Below are 19,871 nucleotides of genomic sequence, written 5' to 3' on the forward strand. Positions count from 1 at the left end.
CTATGCACTTAATCGTGTCACGAGAGTTGTTCAACGTAATTCACATCTTTTTGTGAAAACTGGATTATTATCATGGCGAATTTAACGGAATAACAATTTTCGGAGAACGAATGAAGTTTCTCGCTTTATTATTATCAACCAGCTTTATATTTTCAGGCTTGGTCGAATCTGCGCCAATAGGCCAAAAAAATCATCAAAAAAGTCACATATTAGTATTCCTAAGTCTGACAAGATTGCACTTATCGACGGTGTACTCGATAGTTCAGAGTGGCAAGACGCACGTCTAATTGCAGTTAATAACGAAACTTACCCTCGCGAGAATATGTCTGCTCCAGTAAAAACCGAAGCGTTTGTTTACGAAAACGGGGATACCTTATTTATTGCGTTTAAAGCTTATGATCCAGATCCTTCTAAGATCATCGCAAACTTAACGGACCGAGATTCAAATTGGAATGATGACCGTGTTGCGGTAAAAATAGACAGTTACCACGACCATTCCCTAGCCTATCAATTTTTCATAAATCCATTAGGCACTCAAGCTGATGCGATAGAAAATGAACTAACTAAAAACGAAAGTCCGGCATGGGATGGTATTTGGGAAGCTGCGGGACAAATTACGGATTTTGGTTATCAAGTTGAAATCGCGATACCGCTTCGTATCTTAAATTTTGACGACAGTTTAGACATTCAACATTGGGGCATGGAGTTTGTTCGTTTCTATCCTCGAGACACCCAAATGCGAATCTCTAATGCACAAATGAGCCAAGACAATAACTGTTGGATATGTCAGATGCCAATTGAACGTGGCTTTTCAGGTGCTAAGCAAGGCAATAACCTTACTGCTATACCAACCTTTGTTACAGGTAAAACGAAAAGTCGAGATTTAAGTGAAACAAACGATTGGAGCGAAGAAAGCAATAGTGACGTTGGGTTAGACGTCAAGTGGGGGATCACGCCAGACATTACCCTAAATGCCACCTTAAACCCCGATTTTTCTCAAGTAGAAGCTGACTCTGGGCAGCTCAACGTTAATAATACTTTTGCGTTATATTTACAGGAAAAACGAAGTTTCTTTCTTGAAAACCAAGACTATTTCGACACCCCAGTTAACCTGATCTATACACGTAATATAAATGCGCCTGATTATGGCGCAAAGATCACGGGTAAATCCGGTGACCATTCATTTGCTGCCTTTATAGCAAACGACAAAACCGCAAACATTATTACTCCTAGCAACTTACGTTCTTCTGGCTATAGCATTGAACAAGATACCTTAAATAGTGCGTTTCGCTATCGTTATGCTGTCAATAAAGAACTTGCAGTTGGCGTAGTTTCTACCATTCGAGACAACGACGACTATCATAACGAAGTGCTCAGTTTTGATACCAAATACCAACCTAGCCCTCAGGATACGGTTAATTTTCAGATAATAAGAACCAATACTGAATTCTCTGAAGTGGGATTAAGCGATGTATTTGACTATTTTTCAGATACGAGCACAGACGAACACACCAATATAACCACCTTTAACTTTGGCGAACAATACCTGCGAGCTTTTAGTGTCAATAGCTCAGACCTTGCCTATCGTATTCAATATACTCACGAAAACAGAGATTGGTACTTTAATGTTCGCCACGAAGATATAGGTGAAAATTTTAGGGCCGACTTAGCATTTATCGATACAGTCGACCGCACAATGAGTGTCATTGGTGGCGGTTATGTTTGGCGTGGTGACGACGATGACTGGTGGTCGCGATTTCGAATAAATGGAGATATCGACATCACACATAACCAAGATGGCGAGTTGTTAGAGCAAGAAAACGAATTTAATATTAATTTTAATGGTCCAAAACAAAGCTATCTTCGCGTTGGGTTTTTAGGGCGTGATAGAGTTGGTGCCCGCACTAACAACGAACTTGTCTACAGCCACGACAATCCAGTAATAATTGATGCTCAAAGCGCTCAGGACTATTTGGCTATTGATGCGAATACCGACATGTTTTATGAAAAGAACATCAACATGTGGGGCGAATTTAAACCAACATCTAACCTTTGGTTGGGCAATTACTTTAAAAAAGGTAAAGCGATTGACTATGCAAATAATAGGATTTCTGATCAACTTGTTTTAGAACCTAATATTTCTTGGAATATAAATACTCACCTCAAATCGCAAATACGATTTGAATACACGCGATTAGATCATGAAGGCGACAATGTTTTTACTGCGAAATTACTCGACTTGAGAAATACCTATCAGTTTTCCATTAAGAGCTTTTTACGACTGTCGTTGGTTTATACAGAGATAGATAGAAATTTGTCAAAATATGTAGATCCAGGCGATCGTAATGAAAATTTCCGTAGACTTTCTGCACAGCTTTTATATAGCTATAAAATTAACCCTCAAACGCTATTTTTTGTTGGTTATTCAGAAGCAGGTAAAGACAACGACTCACTAACAAATATTAAGTCCGATAATCGCAGTGTATTTATGAAACTGAGTTACGCTTGGTTATTGTAAATTAATTACCTATATGAATTTTTTGTTAAACAAGGGGCTTCGGCTCCCTTTTTAATGTAAATATGATTAATAGTAACCGAATTACGACATAAACTTATTGTTTCTATCCTGTTTTATTGCGGACTAAAATCCCATGGTTAGTTGCATTACATATGCGGTCAACCAGTTTAAACAGTAAGAAAAACGCATAACAATATAAGTAATTCGAAATTTTTTAGTGATACAATCGAATGCATAGAGTAAAAACACTAAAAATATATTTCCATTTTTTCAAAATTGGCTATATTTACAGCATTAAATTTAATTTAACTAGGGAAGTACATTATGAGCCTGAATAAAAAATACTTAAAAAGTAAACCAATTTGTAAAGTGACATTCAAAATCAAAAAAGAAGAATGTGATGCGGCTGAAAAAGTTGCAATTGCTGGTGATTTTAATGGTTGGAAAGAAGCTCCAATGAAAAAATTAAAATCAGGTGATTTCTCTCTTACTTTAGATTTAGAAACAGAAAATAAATATCAATTTAAATATTTATTAGACGATTCAAAATGGGAAAATGATTGGAACGCAGATGCGTACTGCCCTTCGCCAGTCAGTTTTGACGATAACTCTGTCGTTGTTGTTTAACGCTTAATAGTCGATTGCAGTTTAAATAAATAAGTGCGTTGTTTATTGCAATAATTAACGACAGTTACTAAATAATAACTGTCGTTAATTTGTGTTTTGACGCCCTAAACCTTAATCTTTTGGTGCTGTTTCTAATACACCAGGTTGGGTACTGTTGTCTTTGATAAAACGTTGAATGTTCGGATAACCAGTAAAATCAAATAAACTTCTAAAGTTTGCCCATTCTACCGTTGCCAATAACGCAATACTTGGGTAGCGCCAATTTGAAAACTCCCCTGAGCAATTTGGTCCTCTAAATATTCAAAGCTTGATAGTTGGCGCTCTCGCTGAATATTAAAATACAATTTGTCTTTATTTACTTCCACGCCGCTGCGAGTCAATATCATCATATTTACTAACGAATCACAGCAGGCGTCGATGACTGACAAGTCATTTTGTTCTTTTACCGACAAAGGCTGAATTTCAAACTTTTGATACAAATAACGAAAGACATTTCCCGAATCGAATATTTGTTGTGTACGTCCATCAATTACGTCTTCAAAAATAGGCACTTTTAACGTTGGATTGGTCTTTTTGATTGTGTCGCGATCATTGCCAAAAATATTAAAAGGGACAAATTGATAATCACTTTGTACCAGTAACAGGCGAAGACGTCTAACGAAAGGAGAAGTAGTCGAACCATATAATTTCACGGGCAGTCCTAATTAGCTTTAAATATAAAATGTTTGTATCGTGCAATCGATGCAAACGGTTCTTTGGTGGAATAGGTTAATTCCATTTCAACAATCTTATTAATGTCTTTAGTCCACTGTTCACGATTTCTCATGTAATCGTGAAAACACCGAACGCCAGTGTCTAAACACAGCGATAATCCGGCCTGTTTAGCCCAATCTTTAACCGTATCCGGCATTAATGCATTTTGTGGATTTAACCTTACCGCTTTTTTAACGTTAAATCCCGCTTCAATATAATCAAAGTTACCGTAAACCAAATTACTCATTATCTGGCCATTGGCATTATAAAACATCAATGATAACTGCCCCTTGTCTGTTAAATAATCGGCAAGAATTTTGAATGCCGCTTGAGGGTCCGCAAGCCATTCAAAAACAGCGTGGCATAACACCACATCAAACTTAGTTTGCAATTTACTTGGCAACTCCTGCAAAGGACAGTGAATAAATGCCACTTTATCGCTTATATTCAACTCAATCGCTTTATTTTTGGCCACATCCAACATTTCTTCAGAAATGTCGCAAATTGTCACGTTATGCCCTTGTTGAGCTAATTTTAGCGCGATCTGTCCCTGCCCACCTCCCACATCAATAATATTGAGCTTTTGTTTACTGTGTATTATCGATTCTAAATCTCGTAATAAAACGGCCTCTCGAACTTGGCCTTTACTTGAGCCATAGATATTATTTTTAAATGTGTCGACGCTTTTACTAAAACTGGTATCTTGTTTTTTCATGTTAAGCAGGATTATTTATATCGATAAATTGAACATCAACATTAAATTCACGTTGAATATGTTCGCCCAACGCTTTGACGCCATACCGTTCCGTTGCATGATGCCCCGCCGCAAAAAATGAATTTGATTCTCTCGGGCGTTATGTATCGTTTGCTCAGATACTTCACCTGATACAAACGCGTCAATACCCAACTCCACAACCGCGTCTAAGTAACCCTGACCGCCTCCGGTGCACCAGGCGACATGTGTTATTAGTTGGTCAGAAGTTTGCTCTACGAGCGGTGTACGAGCCAAAACACTGTTAATATGCGTAGCAAAGTCGTTCGCCGTCATTGGTGTCGGCAAAACACCTCGGTAAACAACGCCACTTGGGCTTATATGTGTAATTGGCTCGATTTGCGTTAACCCTAACAGTTCACCAAGTTGTTTGTTATTGCCTAAACTACTATGCACATCGAGTGGTAAATGATATCCCACTAAGTTTATGTCGTTTACCAACAAAGATTTAATTCTGTTTCGTTTGAGGCCAACAATCGGCTGTGCCTCACCTTTCCAAAAATAGCCATGGTGAACCAACAATAAGTCGGCATCGACAGCAATGGCCGCATCTATTAATGCCTGACTTGCCGTTACGCCAGTCACAACTTTTTTAATTTCTTGAGTTCCTTCAACTTGTAATCCATTTGGACAGTAGTCATTGATGTTTTGGATATTTAAAAAGTCGTTGAGGTACTTCATTAATTCATTTCGCTGAATTGTCATGGTATTTCTCTATATTGTGTATTTTTAACGTAACTTATGGTTAATTTTCGCTTATTTCTATCTAAATTATCGCTTATTTGGTCTGTAAGTTGAATTCATAATAAAAACTTTGTATAAATAACGCTCGCGAAAAAATAAATGAAATACAGGTAATTAAAATGAGTAAATTAGACAAAGATCAAGTCTTGTCTGCATTTACCGAAGCTTATACAAAAGCTAACGGTAAAGAACCACAAATTGAAGTTAAAAGTGGCTGGTATAGCATAGACGGCGGTAAAAACGTTCGTTTGGTGACTATTGAAGAAATGACCGCAGCATTAACTGGCGGTGAAATTGCGCCAGCTGAACCTGTAGCAGAAACTAAACCTGCAAAAGCGCCTAAAGCTAAAAAAGCAAGCGCCAAAGCAGCGACTACTGAAGTTAAATCTAAAGGTTACTCAGTAGTTAAAGTTGGCGAAGGATTCAACCCTGCTAACTTTTGGTTAGACTACTTGTCTAAACTTGGTTCTGACTGTCGCACACCGCACGGTTTTTACTAAGTTTTATCGATAATCGATAGATAACAAAAAACCAGCTAAATGCTGGTTTTTTATATTGTTCGCGCCTAATTATTGTAAACAACAATTAGGCTTTGTACTAACCAAAAACGCTTGAACTCGTTTTACTTCTCAACGAGATTAGCGGTTCCAACTTCGACCCGTGCTTTCAACTTTTGCCCAGGGCGAAAAGTGACGACACGTCGTGCTGAAATTGGAATGTCTTCACCCGTTTTAGGGTTTCGGCTAAGGTCGAGACTTCTTCTCTCGAAGTTCAAAATTACCAAATCCACTTAACTTTACTTGTTCACCGTTTTCAAGAGTCGTTCTGACTTTTTCAAAAAACGCTTCAACGAGATCTTTAGAGTCAGCTTTATTCAAGCCAACTTTCTCAAATAAATGTTCCGCGATATCTGCTTTGGTTAGTGCCATAGGTCAATCCCTCAGAGTTGCGCCAAATTGCTCTGTTAACATGCTAATTACGTGATCAATCTTAGTATTAATCTCAAGTTCGTCCAATGTTTTTTCAACATCTTGTAAAATAAGAGATAAAGCTAAGCTTTTATAACCATCGTCTATACCGTCACCACGGTACACGTCAAATAAGTTTAGGTCAACTAACTGATTTTCGCCAATATTTTCTATAGATTTTAAAACATCACCGGCATTAACTTCTTCTTTTACCACAATAGCTAAATCACGGCGATTTGAAGGGAATTTAGAAACGGCTTTAGCTTGTGGTAATTTCCTATTTATCAAAGCGTTAAGCTCTAATTCAAATACAAATGTTTTACCGTTTAAGCCAAGTGACTTTTCAATACCTGGGTGCACTGCACCGATATGCCCGATCAATTTATCGTTACGATAAATTTCTGCAGACTAGTAAGGATGCAATGCATTAGCTAATTTACTGTCCGATGGAAGCGGTTTAAATGCAAATTCTTGGGCTGATACACATTTAGCTAATAACGCTTCTACATCCGCTTTTACGTCATAAAAATCAACTGGACGAGATTTTTCAGACCAACTTTCACCCATCACGCTACCAGTAACGACACCAGATAACATAGGTTCTTGCTTGATATTCATTTCTGACGCTTGATCAGGCACAAAACGCAGGCCAGTTTCAAATAGGCGAACACGCGACTGTTGACGATTTTGATTATGAACCACAGTCGGTAATAGACCAGACCATAGACTCAAACGCATTACCGACATATCTGCTGATATAGGATGAGGAAGAACGAGTGTTTCCGCATTTGGGAACAATTTTTCCTGAACTTTAGGGTCAACAAAGCTATAAGTTATCGCCTCTTGGTAACCTAAGTTAACAAGGGACTTAGCAAACGTTGTACGATCGAGTTTAGATTCGTCACGCTTTGGCATACTTAATGTCGCAACTGGCGATATATTAGGAATGTTGTTGTAACCATATACTCGGGCCACTTCTTCAATCAAATCTTCTTCAATATTGATATCAAAGCGGAAACTTGGAGAAATCGCTTTCCAGCTATCGCCAGTAAACTCTACGCGTAAACCAAGACGAGATAAAATCGTTGTCACTTCTTCATCAGAAACAACATGACCTAATACTCGGTCTAAGCGATTACGACGCAATACAATAGCCGTTTGCTCTGGTAAATTAGCTTCAGACACAGCTTCAACAATTGGTCCCACTTCGCCGCCGGCAATTTCAACTAATAACGCTGTAGCACGTTCCATTGCAGCATGTTGAAGTTCGTAGTCAACACCGCGCTCATAACGATGCGATGCGTCGGTGTGCAAACCGTAAGAACGCGCTGTTCCAGCCATAACAACTGGATTAAAAAACGCACTTTCTAGCAAGATGTCAGTGGTATCGCTTTTGACACCTGAGTCTAATCCACCAAAGACGCCAGCGATGGCGAGTGGTTTTTGGTGATCGGCAATAACTAATGTGTCTTTAGTTAACTTAACTTTATTTTCGTCAAGTAATACCAACTCTTCATTTTCAGTCGCACGTCGTACTTTTATGCCACCTTCAATTTTAGCTAAATCAAACGCATGCATTGGGTGACCAAGCTCAATTAAAACGTAGTTGGTAATATCGACAACAGGGTCAATCGAACGAATACCGCTTCGACGTAACTTTTCAGCCAACCATATTGGGGTTGTTGCATTTAGGTTAATACCTTTAATCACACGGCCTAAATACTTAGGGCAGGCATCAGGGTCAACTAATTCAATGCTAACTGAATCTGTGATTGTTGCGGCAACAGGCTGAACGTCCAACGTGTTTACGTCAATGTTATTTAATACACCGACTTCACGTGCGACACCTGCAATACCAAGGCAATCACTGCGATTTGGAGTCAAATCAATTTCAATGATCTTATCGTCTAGATTTAAATATTCGCGTACATTTTTACCAATTGGTGCATCTGTAGGCAATTCTAAAATGCCGTCAGAGTCATCAGCCATGCCCAACTCAGAGAATGAACACAACATACCAAACGACGGTTGGCCACGTAATTTTGCTTTTTTAATTTTAAAATTGCCCGGTAATACCGCGCCAACCATAGCAACAGCAACTTTAAGCCCTGCTCGGCAATTTTTAGCGCCACAAACGATATCGATTAATTCGCCATCGCCTGCTTCGCCAACATTAATTTTGGTTATTTGTAACTTGTCTGCTTCTGGGTGTTTACCGCACTCTACGACTTCGCCTACAACAACACCTGTAAACTCCGCTGCGGCATCTTCTACGCCGTCAACTTCAAGTCCAGCCATTGATAACTGTTCACTTAAATCATCCGTACCAATTGCCGGATTAACCCACTCTCTCAACCACTTTTCACTAAATTTCATCTATGGGTTCCTTAATTGAACTGCTTTAAGAATCGAAGATCGTTTTCAAAAAACGCTCGCAAATCATTTACACCGTAACGCAACATAGTTAAGCGCTCAACGCCCATACCAAATGCAAAACCTGTGTATTCTTCAGGGTCAATGTTTACTGAACGTAAAACATTTGGGTGGACCATGCCACAACCTAATACTTCTAACCACTTACCATTTTTACCCATAACATCAACTTCTGCTGACGGTTCAGTAAACGGAAAGTAAGACGGTCTAAAACGTACCTGCAGATCTTCTTCGAAGAAATTGCGTAAAAAATCGTGGATTGTGCCCTTTAGCTCAGCAAAGCTGACATTTTTATCAACCATTAAACCTTCTACCTGATGAAACATCGGTGTGTGAGTTTGGTCATAGTCATTGCGATATACACGACCTGGAGAAATAATTCTTAATGGCGGTTGTTCTTGTTCCATCGTTCTAATTTGCACACCCGATGTTTGCGTACGCAAAACCGTATCGGCATTAAAATAAAACGTATCGTGATCCGCTCGTGCAGGATGATGTTCAGGAATATTCAACGCGTCAAAATTATGAAAGCCGTCTTCAACTTCAGGACCTTGTTTTACTTCAAAACCAAGATCGCCAAAAAACGACTGGATCCGCTCAATCGTGCGATTTACTGGATGAATACCGCCCTGCTCGATCCCGCGACCTTAGCAAAGTAACGTCTATCGTCTCTTCGGCTAACTTGGCGTTTAACGCTTCAGTTTGTAATTGCTCGCGACGTACTGACAATAACTTTTGTACTGAACCTTTTGCTTGGTTAATGGTTTGACCCATTTCCTTACGTTGAGCAGGCTCCATTTGTCCAAGTGACTTAAGTAAATCGGTGATTTTACCTTTTTTACCAAGGTATTCGACGCGCACGTCTTCTAAACTTTGGATGTCATTTGCTTGGGCAATAGCTGCTTGTGCTAATCCAATAATTTCTTCTAAATTCATGTAACACTCTTGACTGAAACGTTGAGGTGGAAATTCACCTTTTTTCGTATTTTTGCATTGTCTTTTCAAAGTAATAAACAAACTTTTGTAAGTTCATTTAAGCCTTAATGTATATGCAAAAACGGCATTATTCGTTATCGTAAATCTGTAAAAACTGAAAGCGGCAAATAGTAGCGCATATTGGATTAATTTTTTAGTCCTTATAGAGAATTTTTATGGTATTTCACTAATTTAAATTCATAATGGGGGATTAAAACCGAAATTCCCTGCAAATTAGATATCAGCCCGCTAACAAGCAATACAAATTAGTGTGTCTTTAGTACGAAAAAACCGATTTGATCCTTAGACTGTAAGGTGCAGGTGGATTGGCATTTAGAATACAATTGGTGTTTAGAATACAATTGGTGTTTAGAATACAATTGATACGGGCATTAACAATCGAGAAAATATTTATGGAACTTAAATTATCGGACTACGCCCCGGCGCAAATATACCACCTTATGACCCAAACCATTATTCCCCGTCCAATTGCTTGGGTGCTTACTGAAAACATGGCCTTAAATAAAGAGGAACGCAATTACAATTTAGCGCCTTTCTCCTATTTCAGTGCTGTTAGCAGTAACCCGCCGCTATTAATGATTTCCGTTGGATTAAAAGAGGGAAATACCGACAAAGACACAACTGTAAATTGCCAAAGCGGCTCTAAAGCCGTTGTACATATAGCTGCGGATAACCAATATCAACAAGTCACTCAGTCGGCAGCTACATTAGCTTATGGTGAATCTGAACTTGATACTGCAGATAAAGAAATGCAAAAACTCAACGACCAGTTAGTGGCTTTTGACGGTTTTCCATTACCGAGATTACAGCATTGCCCTGTTGCGTTTGGTTGTTCAGTGTTTGAAATACAAAAATAGGGAACACACCGCAAACTTTAATCTTTTTTAAAATAGAAAGTGTTTATATCGATGATGCGGCTGTTACAAATGACAATAATAGATTAACTATCGATGCTAAAACGTTAAACCCGTTAAGTCGTTTAGGTGCAGCTCAATATGCGTCGCTAGGCGATGTTATCGAACAAAAGCGACCAAAATAATTTAAATTTCCAATACTTCTTTGGCAAATGGCACGGTGACTTTGCGTTTTTTTCAATCGTTTGGCGGCTCAAAAGGTACAGGGCCTGCATTAAAAACGACATTTTACGTGGTAGTCGATTTAACATGAGTTTTGCAACGTCTTCCGGCAATTCAAAGCTCATGTCGTTTGCATGGGTTATTAACGCTTTTACTTTTTCGTCGTTATTTAAACCAGTAAGTTGAAACAAGGTTCCCCATTGCATTCTTGAGGCCAAATCCGGTAACGTAATTTCCATTTCTGCAGGTAATACATTTGATGAAATAATTAGAGTCGACTTATTTTGCTGCATTGAATTAAATAAGTTAAATATTGCGATCTGCCAGTCGTGATCTTTTAGTACTAAATTTAGGTCATCTATGCACAACACGTCGACTTTTTCTAACCCGTCAATTGTTTCAGTCGGCAAACCAATCACTTGTTCCATTGGCATTAACATACTTGTTTTGCCTTTTCGATTTGCATGATGACAACAGGCGTTTAAAATATGGCTTTTGCCAACATCGTCACTGCCGACAATCAAATAGAAAGTAAACTCACTTTCGTCGATGCCTTCTTTTAATACACTTGTGATCAAACCAGAAGATTTCTCGGGTTCAACAAACGTATCAAATGACAATCGTGGATTAAGAGTGACCGGCAAAAGTAGTTGCATTTACGGTACCCAGCGGTAGCGTAAAGAGGTAACTTCCTGTGACGCCATTTTTTCAACAAGTTGCTCTTGCTGTAAATAAGATTCTCTTAATTGCTCTAGTTGCTCAGCCACAGACAGTGTTTCAGTTGTCTCAACAACTTTATCTTCTAGTTGTACAAATTCACCAAGCAGGTCTAATGCTTTAACCACATCTAAACCTTGCCCAGACAGATGTAAAACAAATTGAGCATTATTATTTTGAATACGTTCTAATTCGAGTCTAGAAACCGGTGGAAGGTTTTTCAAATAGCCTTCTATTGTCGTTAAATCAACAATATTGTTCACACCTTCGATGGTCATTTGAAGAGACTTTTGTCCTAATACTTCGCTTCGAATAGAATATTGTGAAGCAAAATAGTCAGCCAGTGCGTTAACCATGTCTCGGACAACATTAAATTGTTCGCCACGAAATTCTTGTTTGAGTAACATCTCTCGGCCATCCATGAGCTGAAAATCTAACACCCACGCTTCCTGTCCACCTATGGTTTCGTAATACATTCTTGCCATGACGTAATGTTCGACATCATGTCCGGCGGAAACATGACTCATAATGTGATCAAACTTAGCCCAAATGTCAGAGGAATGTACGCTCGATATCGCTGCTTTATCAGGCAAGGTCAATGGCAAACCTCGGTTATCAGAGGCCTGAAGTAACAACTCGGTAATTTGTGGCGCTGAGTCATTATCGACAATTTGTCGACTTAGGCCTTCTTCGATAACGAACCAAACAAGGGTTTGTGGGCGGCGTTGGCCCCAAATAGATGCGCCGACATCGCGCAATAGTTTGTCGATTTTTTGTTGGTCGAATTCATCCACCAAAAAGGTGCGGTTGTGTTCATCCGTTGTAAATGTAAATGATTTTATGTAATTAGCGGTCCGCAGCCTAACTTCTCGTTTGATATCATCATTTTCTAATATTTCACGATTGCCCGTTACTTTTGTGATCACCTGTTCAATCGCCCAGCGGTGGGCTTTCACACGCGTTTTTTGGGTGCGGTCATTAACTAATATTTTGCCAATGTATAGATTTTCCACTTCAACAGCTTTTGCTGTAAACGAAAAACATTGAACAATTAATAACGTGATGATTAGTAGGTTAAATTTCAAAAGTATCTTAGGGTCAAATTACAATGGAGCAATCATAACTAAATCACTTCATAAAAAAACGTAAAAAGCGCAGATGCGACAAATTAAACTGTATTGCAGCTCAAAAGTTTACTATTTAGGCTCTTTTGCTCGCTAAATTAAGCGCACTAGTGTGAATTAAAGTTTCTTGTTTCGCTGTAACTTATTGCATAATCTAGCCATAACAAAATGCGAGTCTGGTGGTAGTCGCTAAAGTAAGCAGTTTGTTTTTCTTTTACTCTTTTGTCACGGACCTAATTATGACCAACGAAACAATATTTGATAAAATCATCGACCGTACTATTCCTGCAGATATTTTATATGAAGACGATTATGTGTTGGCGTTTAAAGACATCAACCCACAAGCTCCTATTCATTTTCTTGTGATCCCCAAAATTCAAATCGTCACTGCAAACGACATTAACGACCAAAATGCCGAACTCGTTGGTAAGCTTTACGTCGCCGCTGCAAAAATAGCGAAACAAATGGGATTTGCCGACGATGGCTATCGTTGTGTCATGAATTGCAATAATGACGGTGGTCAAACAGTTTATCATATACATTTACATGTGTTAGCAGGCAAGCCACTTGGGTGGCCCCCGTATCAAGAAACGCTTAAAACCCACTAAGTTTCGACACTATGGAACCTGTTAAAGATCAAAAACTGGCGTTTAAAATCGCCCTTTTTGTTGTTTTGCTGTGGTCAACGGTGGGCACAGCAGTCAAACTAGCTCTGCAATTCTCTAGTTATATAGAAGTTGTTATTTTAGCGTCATTTAGTTCCGCTGTTATTTTGGTAATGATTTATCTTTTTCAAAACTATAATCAGCCAACTAAAGCCGCAACCGACATTTTTGACGATACGTCGAACAAAATTAAAGACAACGATAAGACGCCGTCGCTCGTAACTATATTTAAACGGTCGCCTGCATTTTATTTACTTTGTGGTTTCTTAAATCCCATTTTGTATTATTTGGTGTTATTTGCCGCTTACGAAAGATTACCAGCCCAAATCGCTCAACCAATAAATTACACTTGGGCAATCGTACTATCATTATTGGCAGTGCCATTTTTAAAACACAAGTTGTCACTTGGCGATATTTTAGGGTTAGTCATTTGCTATTTTGGCGTAGTGATATTGGTCAGCGGTTTAGATTTTAGAACCGGTTTAATGTTTGACTTAGCGGGTGTATTGCTGGCGATTTTATCAACCTTAATTTGGGCCTTTTATTGGATTGTTAATGTCCGCAATAGCGCTTCTCCAACAACGTCCGTTATGCTTAATTTTCTCTGTTCTATCCCTTGGTTGGTCATTATGAGTGTCTATTATTGGCAGGATTTCACGTTTCATCCACAAACGATAGCTGCCAGTATTTATATCGGATTAGTTGAAATGAGTGTCGCATTTGTGCTTTGGTTAAAGGCTATGCAACTGGCAAAAAGTACCGCTCAGATCAGCGTATTAATTTATTTATCCCCTTTTTATCTCTGGTTTTTTTCTACCTATTTCTTGGTGAAAAAATCTATTTTTCGACTGTCATTGCACTTATTGTCATTGTAACTGGTCTGTTGATTCAAAAGAAACTAAATCAAAATTCACCTAAATGACGGAGCATTAAACATGGCTAGAGAATGTTGCAAACGTTGTGATTTTCCAATCATCACTTGCCTTTGTGAGGCAATAAAACCGGTTAACAACAGAACTAAACTGATAGTGCTACAGCACCCCGACGAAGTTAAAAATAAAAAGAACACCATAAAACTGGCGAAAATGGCGTGTTCGAACATCGAGGTGTTTATAGGCGAATCGGAACAAGACTTTGCGGACATAATGCAGACCCTTGTTAATAGCAAAACAGCGCTGTTGTTCCCGAGTGATTCAGCGACGCCTTTTGACCAACTTGCCTCAGACATAAGTTTTGACTATTTAGTTATCTTAGATGGCACATGGCGAAAGGCTAAGCGTATTTACTTTGTGAATCCATGGCTTAAAAACTGCCACATTTGCAATTTGCATTGGCAAACGAAAGCCAGTATTCGATACGCTCTACAAGTCAGGAGTTTAGCCTTTCTTCTATTGAAGCAATTGCCTACAGCCTTGAAAAGCTCGAAAACTTACCACCAAATAATTTGCTCGATTTGTTAAACGCGTTTACAGTTCAATTTACCAAAAAATGCCTGAACACGTTAAACAACGATATCAATAAGGATATTTCATGCACACCAAAACTCAAATTACAGTGAATAGTAATATCGAGGATGTTTGGCAAACAATTACCGACATTGAACATTCTAGTGAAGTGATTTCCAGCATTAATAGCATTGAGATACTAAAAAAGGCGACTCCGACAAAGTTGGTTTAACGTGGCGAGAATCCCGCATTATGATGGGTAAAGAAGCCTTTGAAACCATGTGGATTAGCGAAATTAGCCCAAATCAGTATTACGTAGTATTGGCTGAAAGCCATAAAACAAAATATCGTTCAGTGGTTTCAGTCACCGCGATAAGTAATGATAAGACCGAGCTCACAATGGAATTTACGGGTGAACCTCAAGGAGCCTTCACCAAAATACTCTCCACCATTATGATGCCATTTTTTAAAGGTTCATTGACCAAAATGTTGCATCAGGACCTTATTGATATCAAACAATATGTTGAAAATAAATAATGCAAAGCTTTGATTTTATTATTGTCGGTGGTGGTTCTGCTGGATGTGTATTGGCAAATCGGTTAAGCGAAGATCCTAATGTTAACGTACTGCTGATTGAAAGCGGCACAGATGATAAAACCCCTGCGGTGCAAATCCCCTCGGGGCCGTTACCATAGTGCCAACAAAATACAAAAACTGGGCATACGACACTGTTCCACAACCGGGTTTAAATGGCCGATGTGGTTATCAACCCCGTGGCAAGGTGCTTGGAGGTTCAAGTTCCATTAATGCAATGATTTATATTCGTGGCCATCAACAAGATTATAACGATTGGCAGGACTTAGGATGGGGCTGGCAAGATGTTCTGCCCTATTTTATAAAGTCCGAAAATAATCAAAACGGTGAAAATGCGTTACACGGAGGGTCTGGACCTCTTTATGTCAGCAATACTCGTTCGAATAACCAAGTCGCCAGTGACTTTGTTCGCGCGGGTATGTCAATCGGCATCGCCCATAACTTAGACTTTAATGGCCCAGAACAAGAAGGGGTTGGACTTTATCAGGTCACTCAAAAGAATGGGCTTAGATGCAGCGCAGCAAAAGCCTATGTGGACCCCGTACGTTTCCGTTCAAACCTAACAATAGAAACCAGTTTGCATGTTACCCACCTTAGTTTTAAAGACAAAACATGTATTGGTGTCAGTGGTATTAAGCACGACCGCAATGTTCAATTTACTGCAAACAAAGAAGTTTTGTTATGTGCCGGTGCTTTTGGTAGCCCACAATTACTCATGCTTTCTGGCGTGGGCCCAAAACAACATCTGAAGGATAACAACATTAACCTTGTCCATGACTTACCCGGCGTAGGTGAAAACCTACAAGATCATCCAGATTATGTCAGTAGCTATTTGAGCAATAACCCAACCACCTTTGGTTTATCGTTCCGGGGGTCTGGCATATGGGGAGACAACTGGTTAATTTAATTGTAAATCGGTCGGGACTACTGACATCAAACTTTGCTGAATCCGGCGGCTTTGTTAAAACCGACGACGCATTAGAGCGCCCAGATATTCAATTTCATTTGGTCGTCGCGTCTGTTCAAGACCATGCGCGTAATTGGCGTGCCAGTTTAAAACATGGTTATAGTTGCCACACTTGTGTCCTGCGGCCAGCAAGCAAAGGCTCGGTTAAATTAAGGTCCAATGATCCATTTGATGCGCCGTTAATTGATCCTAATTTTTTAGGTGAAAAGGCTGACCTCGAAATTCTCAGAAAAGGTGTCCGAGAAGCATCTAAGATTTTAGAGTCGGACATCATGCTAAAACACAAAATTCGGTCGGTTCATAACGAACATTTAATGACGGATGATGAATTAGACGAGCATTTAAAAAATCATACTGACAGCGTTTATCATCCGATTGGCACATGCAAAATGAGCCATGAACAAGATCCAATGGGGGTGGTAAATCCTCAGTTAGAAGTGCACGGTATCAATAACTTACGTGTTATAGACGCTTCAGTATTCCCAGCGCTAATTGGCGGCAATACTAATGCTCCCGTGATAATGCTGGCAGAACGCGTGAGCGACTTGATAAAACAAAAATGGCAAAGTAACCAATCATGACTCAACAAACAAACTCAGCATTGCAACAAGAATGGTGTTTACTGCAAAACCAATACGACAGCTACGAAAAAATGCTTTGGTTATAAAACTAAGTCATCTAATTTTGGTCTGTTTGATTTTGTCATGGCACTCGCCAACCCTAACCCTAGTGTTTTTTAGCGGTTTGTTTTGGTTAACTGACGCGATTTGGAAAACCTTTCAATTTCGTATAGAAGATAGATTGCTGATGTTGGAAGATGCGCTGCGACCAACTGACATAGTCGCTGATGATAAAACAGCAAATAATGAATCATTAGGTGACAGCCAAATTACTAACGATACCCAAGCTTTCCAGTTTAATTCAGCGTTTTTACTGACTCGCCCAAGCACTTTGGGTCTTATATTAAGTTATGGCAAAAACGCTTTGCGCCCAACTGTTGCCCTACCGCATATAGCGGTCATGTTTTGGTATGTTGTGCTTTGGTTTTGTGGCTAATAGTTGCTAGTAAAACATGAGTACTAAAACCCATTAAAATGGGTTTAAATTAGTAACCTGACTCACGGTCAATACAGTTTAACATCGGTTGTTCAGCATTAACCCGGTGGTAGTTTTCGATAATTTGACTTACCGCAGTTTCAACATTGGTGACGGCCGAGACATGAGGGGTTATAAAAATCCTTTTTGTTGCCAAAACTTGTGTTCTTTTGGCAAGGGTTCTTGTTTGAAGACATCTAAATACGCGGTGTCAATGTGGCCACTATTTAATAAAGTAATAAGCGCGTCATCATCAAGGTGTTCACCTCGGGCAACATTAATCACCGCCGCGCCCTGTGGCAATTGACTCAAATTATTGTAATTCAAAATATTTGTCGTTTGCGCCGTCAATGGTAACAAACAAACCAAATAATCACTTTGAGTCAGAAGCGTTGTTAACCCTTCCTCACCTGTATATGAAGAAACGTTAGGTAGGGCTTTTTAGAAGCACTCCAGCCTGAAACTGTGAACCCCTGTTGCACTAACAGTCTCGCTGTGGCTTGACCAAGTTGACCAAGTCCCAATATTCCCACGTGCTTATTTCGGCGTGGGCTTTTAGGTTTCCAAGTTGCGCTACTTTGCTGCTGACCAAACTGCGCCAAACGTAATTTGTGGTGTTGGATCATGGTATAAACAAAATTTGCCATATTGTCAGCAAGGTCGGGGTCAACAATACGGGCCAAAGGGACATTAGGGAGCTCCGAGTCCGCTAGAATTGAATCTACCCCCGCGCCAAACGACGAAATTCCAGCTAATGACGGAAGGTCATTTAGCGAACCGGCTTGATGTTTCCAAACTAAGGCAAAATTAATTGCGTTTTTATCAGGCACATTTGGCCACACATGAATATCGTCTGGGTTGATATACTCACTGAGCTTATTGATCAATTTGTCCAAAGGTCGCCTATGAATATTAATTAACATTGCCATGATTACTCTTCCAGTTCCCTTGTCTTTTTACTGAGGTATTTTTGAATTGCCTTTGAGGCGGCAAAAAGCCAAATGACCCCGTGACCATAGTAATCGCGCCAAAACCTGAATTACAATCTAAACGTGTACTGCCCTCTGCCGATGCTTTTGCTTGGCAAACTGAACCGTCAAGTTGCGGATAGCGTAACTGTTCAGTTGAATACACGCAGTCAACTGCAAATTTACGCTTGGTATTTTTTGAAAAATTAAAGTCCCGTCGCAATAAATTGCGCACTTTAGATAATAACGGATCGTGTGTTGTTTTTGCCAAGTCACCATATTCAATGGCACTTGGGTCGATTTGGCCTCCAGCGCCACCTGTGACAATGATAGGCAGTTTATTGCGTTTACAATGGGCAATCATGGCAGTTTTGGCATTGATGCTGTCTATAGCGTCGATGACGAGATCAAATTTTACATTGTCTTTTTGACCAAAAATTTCAGTTAAATTATCCGCAGTGACAAAATCTTCTATGCAGGTCACGTCACAATCTGGATTAATTGCCTTGATACGATCTGCCATAACGTCAACTTTGGCTTTACCTATCGTATCTTGCATGGCATGAATTTGACGATTGGTATTGGTGGTACATATATCGTCTAAGTCAATGAGCGTAATTTTCCCTATGCCACTGCGGGCAAGCCCTTCTGCAACCCAAGTACCCACACCTCCGATACCCACAACACAAAAGTGAGCCTGTTGTATCCACTGAGCTTGTTGTATTCCATATAGACGCGCAATGCCGCCAAATCGGGTTTCGTAATTACTCATATTTTATTTTCAATTTGATTTTGTTTTAGAACAGATCCACCACTTCCAGTCGCCACATTTGTGGGTTTCTGAAACGATTTTGATTTGGGCCATTTAAGATCAAACCCTGAAGTTAAAGCAGCTAATACCGTTTGCGGCATCGTCAAAAAATACTCACCAGTAGAAGGCATTTGAGTTAGTTTTACCGGTGTACCTTGGTAGTCAAATCTAAGCGAAAAAGCGTGTAAATACCCTCTCTCAGCCTCTGCACCGCTATATAGAGTATCGCCTAAAACTGGCGCACCAATCGACTTTAATGCGACTCGAATCTGATGTGTTTTGCCTGATTCTGGTTTAATTAAAAACCAGCGAATAGCACGACTTTGGGTTTCATCCCCATGAAAAAAATTTAGTAACCGCAGGGTTTAATGTCGTTTTCAGCAACTTCCATAAGCACTATTTCGAGATTTAGCCATATCTCCGATGACAGAACCTTGCTTCTTTTTAGGTTTATGACCGGAACAGGCTAAATAGAGTTTTTCAATTTGGTTTTGCTCAAAGGCATGCTGAAACCACTGCGCGGCCGTTTTAGTTCTCGCTACGATAACCAGCCCACTGGTGAGTTTATCGAGTCGGTGCACGGGAAATAATACTTCGT

Annotated in this window: 21 protein-coding genes and 5 pseudogenes; 13 read left to right on the forward strand and 13 right to left on the reverse strand. The window is 39.6% G+C overall.

All coding sequences use genetic code 11. The features are described 5' to 3' along the window. Positions 1–322 precede the first annotated feature (322 nt). Both PN838_RS03200 and PN838_RS03205 read left to right on the forward strand, forming a co-directional pair. On the forward strand, positions 323–2,518 hold the full coding sequence (locus PN838_RS03200) for a carbohydrate binding family 9 domain-containing protein (RefSeq protein WP_272179750.1): 2,196 nt from the start codon (positions 323–325) through the stop codon (positions 2,516–2,518). A gap of 324 nt (positions 2,519–2,842) precedes the next feature. Continuing rightward, positions 2,843–3,145, forward strand: a complete 303-nt coding sequence (locus PN838_RS03205; RefSeq protein ID WP_215962433.1) for an isoamylase early set domain-containing protein — start codon at positions 2,843–2,845, stop codon at positions 3,143–3,145. A gap of 111 nt (positions 3,146–3,256) precedes the next feature. Here the strand turns inward: PN838_RS03205 and PN838_RS03210 are convergent, their stop codons facing one another. The 4 genes and pseudogenes from PN838_RS03210 to PN838_RS03225 all read right to left on the reverse strand — a co-directional run bounded on the left by PN838_RS03210 (position 3,257) and on the right by PN838_RS03225 (position 5,375). Beyond that, positions 3,257–3,382: a hypothetical protein gene (locus tag PN838_RS03210; RefSeq protein ID WP_272179751.1), complete on the reverse strand. Its 126-nt coding sequence runs from the start codon at positions 3,380–3,382 to the stop codon at positions 3,257–3,259. Then, positions 3,370–3,837, reverse strand: coding sequence for a glutathione S-transferase N-terminal domain-containing protein (locus tag PN838_RS03215; protein ID WP_272179752.1), 468 nt, complete (start codon positions 3,835–3,837; stop codon positions 3,370–3,372). Before PN838_RS03215 ends, PN838_RS03210 begins: the two co-directional genes overlap by 13 nt. 8 nt (positions 3,838–3,845) lie before the next feature. Continuing rightward, complete coding sequence (locus tag PN838_RS03220) at positions 3,846–4,613, reverse strand: methyltransferase domain-containing protein (RefSeq protein ID WP_215962431.1); 768 nt, start codon at positions 4,611–4,613, stop codon at positions 3,846–3,848. Between the two features lies 1 nt (position 4,614). Then, positions 4,615–5,375: pseudogene (locus PN838_RS03225) on the reverse strand (Nif3-like dinuclear metal center hexameric protein). Positions 5,376–5,533: 158 nt separating this feature from the next. Here PN838_RS03225 and PN838_RS03230 point away from each other — a divergent pair. Beyond that, positions 5,534–5,914 (forward strand): hypothetical protein, encoded by a 381-nt coding sequence (locus PN838_RS03230; RefSeq protein WP_215962430.1) that lies wholly within the window; start codon positions 5,534–5,536, stop codon positions 5,912–5,914. Positions 5,915–6,036: 122 nt separating this feature from the next. On the opposite strand, the pseudogene PN838_RS03235 reads toward PN838_RS03230, so the two are convergent. The 3 pseudogenes from PN838_RS03235 to pheS all read right to left on the reverse strand — a co-directional run bounded on the left by PN838_RS03235 (position 6,037) and on the right by pheS (position 9,751). Beyond that, positions 6,037–6,343, reverse strand: a pseudogene (locus tag PN838_RS03235) (integration host factor subunit alpha). Positions 6,344–6,346: 3 nt separating this feature from the next. Then, positions 6,347–8,758 (reverse strand): annotated as a pseudogene (pheT, locus tag PN838_RS03240) (phenylalanine--tRNA ligase subunit beta). 11 nt (positions 8,759–8,769) lie between these two features. Beyond that, a pseudogene (pheS, locus tag PN838_RS03245) lies at positions 8,770–9,751 on the reverse strand (phenylalanine--tRNA ligase subunit alpha). A 452-nt stretch (positions 9,752–10,203) separates the two neighbouring features. Here pheS and PN838_RS03250 point away from each other — a divergent pair. Then, positions 10,204–10,668 carry a flavin reductase family protein gene (locus PN838_RS03250; protein ID WP_334313267.1) on the forward strand — a complete coding sequence of 155 codons (465 nt, stop codon included), beginning with the start codon at positions 10,204–10,206 and terminating at the stop codon, positions 10,666–10,668. Positions 10,669–10,814: 146 nt separating this feature from the next. Here PN838_RS03250 and PN838_RS03255 read toward each other — a convergent pair whose 3' ends face one another. Both PN838_RS03255 and PN838_RS03260 read right to left on the reverse strand, forming a co-directional pair. Further along, a complete protein-coding gene (locus tag PN838_RS03255) occupies positions 10,815–11,543 on the reverse strand; it encodes a DnaA ATPase domain-containing protein (protein ID WP_272179753.1) in 729 nt (242 codons plus the stop codon). After that, complete coding sequence (locus PN838_RS03260; RefSeq protein WP_215962424.1) at positions 11,544–12,689, reverse strand: DUF2066 domain-containing protein; 1,146 nt, start codon at positions 12,687–12,689, stop codon at positions 11,544–11,546. A 278-nt stretch (positions 12,690–12,967) separates the two neighbouring features. Between PN838_RS03260 and PN838_RS03265 the strand changes: the two genes are divergently transcribed. The 9 genes from PN838_RS03265 (at position 12,968) to PN838_RS03305 (ending at position 17,455) form a co-directional block, all read left to right on the forward strand. Further along, positions 12,968–13,336 (forward strand): histidine triad nucleotide-binding protein, encoded by a 369-nt coding sequence (locus PN838_RS03265; RefSeq protein ID WP_215962423.1) that lies wholly within the window; start codon positions 12,968–12,970, stop codon positions 13,334–13,336. Positions 13,337–13,347: 11 nt separating this feature from the next. Continuing rightward, the gene (locus tag PN838_RS03270; protein ID WP_272179754.1) at positions 13,348–14,268 is read left to right on the forward strand and encodes a DMT family transporter; all 921 of its coding nucleotides are present in this window, start codon (positions 13,348–13,350) and stop codon (positions 14,266–14,268) included. A gap of 60 nt (positions 14,269–14,328) precedes the next feature. Then, positions 14,329–14,853, forward strand: coding sequence for a DTW domain-containing protein (locus tag PN838_RS03275; protein WP_272179755.1), 525 nt, complete (start codon positions 14,329–14,331; stop codon positions 14,851–14,853). Positions 14,854–14,923: 70 nt separating this feature from the next. Further along, positions 14,924–15,070, forward strand: coding sequence for a hypothetical protein (locus PN838_RS03280; protein WP_272179756.1), 147 nt, complete (start codon positions 14,924–14,926; stop codon positions 15,068–15,070). A 20-nt stretch (positions 15,071–15,090) separates the two neighbouring features. Then, positions 15,091–15,375: an SRPBCC family protein gene (locus tag PN838_RS03285; protein ID WP_272179757.1), complete on the forward strand. Its 285-nt coding sequence runs from the start codon at positions 15,091–15,093 to the stop codon at positions 15,373–15,375. Further along, positions 15,375–15,533, forward strand: coding sequence for a lycopene cyclase family protein (locus tag PN838_RS03290; protein WP_272179758.1), 159 nt, complete (start codon positions 15,375–15,377; stop codon positions 15,531–15,533). The genes PN838_RS03285 and PN838_RS03290 overlap by 1 nt, the downstream gene beginning before the upstream one ends. Further along, positions 15,533–16,339, forward strand: a complete 807-nt coding sequence (locus PN838_RS03295) for a GMC family oxidoreductase (protein WP_272179759.1) — start codon at positions 15,533–15,535, stop codon at positions 16,337–16,339. Before PN838_RS03290 ends, PN838_RS03295 begins: the two co-directional genes overlap by 1 nt. After that, positions 16,315–16,980: a GMC family oxidoreductase gene (locus PN838_RS03300; RefSeq protein WP_272179760.1), complete on the forward strand. Its 666-nt coding sequence runs from the start codon at positions 16,315–16,317 to the stop codon at positions 16,978–16,980. Before PN838_RS03295 ends, PN838_RS03300 begins: the two co-directional genes overlap by 25 nt. A gap of 148 nt (positions 16,981–17,128) precedes the next feature. Next, positions 17,129–17,455, forward strand: coding sequence for a hypothetical protein (locus PN838_RS03305; protein ID WP_272179761.1), 327 nt, complete (start codon positions 17,129–17,131; stop codon positions 17,453–17,455). Between the two features lie 171 nt (positions 17,456–17,626). Here PN838_RS03305 and PN838_RS03310 read toward each other — a convergent pair whose 3' ends face one another. From PN838_RS03310 to PN838_RS03325, 4 genes and pseudogenes are all read right to left on the reverse strand, one after another. Then, positions 17,627–17,863: an NAD(P)-dependent oxidoreductase gene (locus PN838_RS03310; protein ID WP_334313268.1), complete on the reverse strand. Its 237-nt coding sequence runs from the start codon at positions 17,861–17,863 to the stop codon at positions 17,627–17,629. A gap of 26 nt (positions 17,864–17,889) precedes the next feature. Continuing rightward, positions 17,890–18,423 carry an NAD(P)-dependent oxidoreductase gene (locus tag PN838_RS03315; RefSeq protein ID WP_272179762.1) on the reverse strand — a complete coding sequence of 178 codons (534 nt, stop codon included), beginning with the start codon at positions 18,421–18,423 and terminating at the stop codon, positions 17,890–17,892. 2 nt (positions 18,424–18,425) lie between these two features. Further along, positions 18,426–19,234 (reverse strand): annotated as a pseudogene (tcdA, locus tag PN838_RS03320) (tRNA cyclic N6-threonylcarbamoyladenosine(37) synthase TcdA). A 416-nt stretch (positions 19,235–19,650) separates the two neighbouring features. Continuing rightward, on the reverse strand, positions 19,651–19,854 hold the full coding sequence (locus tag PN838_RS03325; RefSeq protein ID WP_272179763.1) for a pseudouridine synthase: 204 nt from the start codon (positions 19,852–19,854) through the stop codon (positions 19,651–19,653). Positions 19,855–19,871: the final 17 nt, after the last annotated feature.

It is taken from the genome of Psychrosphaera algicola (assembly GCF_028401425.1).
In the GTDB taxonomy this organism is placed as follows: Bacteria; Pseudomonadota; Gammaproteobacteria; order Enterobacterales; family Alteromonadaceae; genus Psychrosphaera; species Psychrosphaera algicola.

What these genes read in the sequence shown, in the direction of transcription:
- PN838_RS03285 (WP_272179757.1), top strand. Translation starts at nt 15,091, where the DNA reads ATGATGGGTAAAGAAGCCTTTGAAACCATGTGGATTAGCGAAATTAGC.
- PN838_RS03255 (WP_272179753.1), bottom strand. Translation starts at nt 11,543, where the DNA reads ATGCAACTACTTTTGCCGGTCACTCTTAATCCACGATTGTCATTTGAT.
- PN838_RS03265 (WP_215962423.1), top strand. Translation starts at nt 12,968, where the DNA reads ATGACCAACGAAACAATATTTGATAAAATCATCGACCGTACTATTCCT.
- PN838_RS03290 (WP_272179758.1), top strand. Translation starts at nt 15,375, where the DNA reads ATGCAAAGCTTTGATTTTATTATTGTCGGTGGTGGTTCTGCTGGATGT.
- PN838_RS03270 (WP_272179754.1), top strand. Translation starts at nt 13,348, where the DNA reads ATGGAACCTGTTAAAGATCAAAAACTGGCGTTTAAAATCGCCCTTTTT.
- PN838_RS03250 (WP_334313267.1), top strand. Translation starts at nt 10,204, where the DNA reads ATGGAACTTAAATTATCGGACTACGCCCCGGCGCAAATATACCACCTT.
- PN838_RS03200 (WP_272179750.1), top strand. Translation starts at nt 323, where the DNA reads ATGTCTGCTCCAGTAAAAACCGAAGCGTTTGTTTACGAAAACGGGGAT.
- PN838_RS03275 (WP_272179755.1), top strand. Translation starts at nt 14,329, where the DNA reads ATGGCTAGAGAATGTTGCAAACGTTGTGATTTTCCAATCATCACTTGC.
- PN838_RS03300 (WP_272179760.1), top strand. Translation starts at nt 16,315, where the DNA reads ATGGGGAGACAACTGGTTAATTTAATTGTAAATCGGTCGGGACTACTG.
- PN838_RS03205 (WP_215962433.1), top strand. Translation starts at nt 2,843, where the DNA reads ATGAGCCTGAATAAAAAATACTTAAAAAGTAAACCAATTTGTAAAGTG.
- PN838_RS03220 (WP_215962431.1), bottom strand. Translation starts at nt 4,613, where the DNA reads ATGAAAAAACAAGATACCAGTTTTAGTAAAAGCGTCGACACATTTAAA.
- PN838_RS03230 (WP_215962430.1), top strand. Translation starts at nt 5,534, where the DNA reads ATGAGTAAATTAGACAAAGATCAAGTCTTGTCTGCATTTACCGAAGCT.
- PN838_RS03315 (WP_272179762.1), bottom strand. Translation starts at nt 18,423, where the DNA reads ATGGCAATGTTAATTAATATTCATAGGCGACCTTTGGACAAATTGATC.
- PN838_RS03280 (WP_272179756.1), top strand. Translation starts at nt 14,924, where the DNA reads ATGCACACCAAAACTCAAATTACAGTGAATAGTAATATCGAGGATGTT.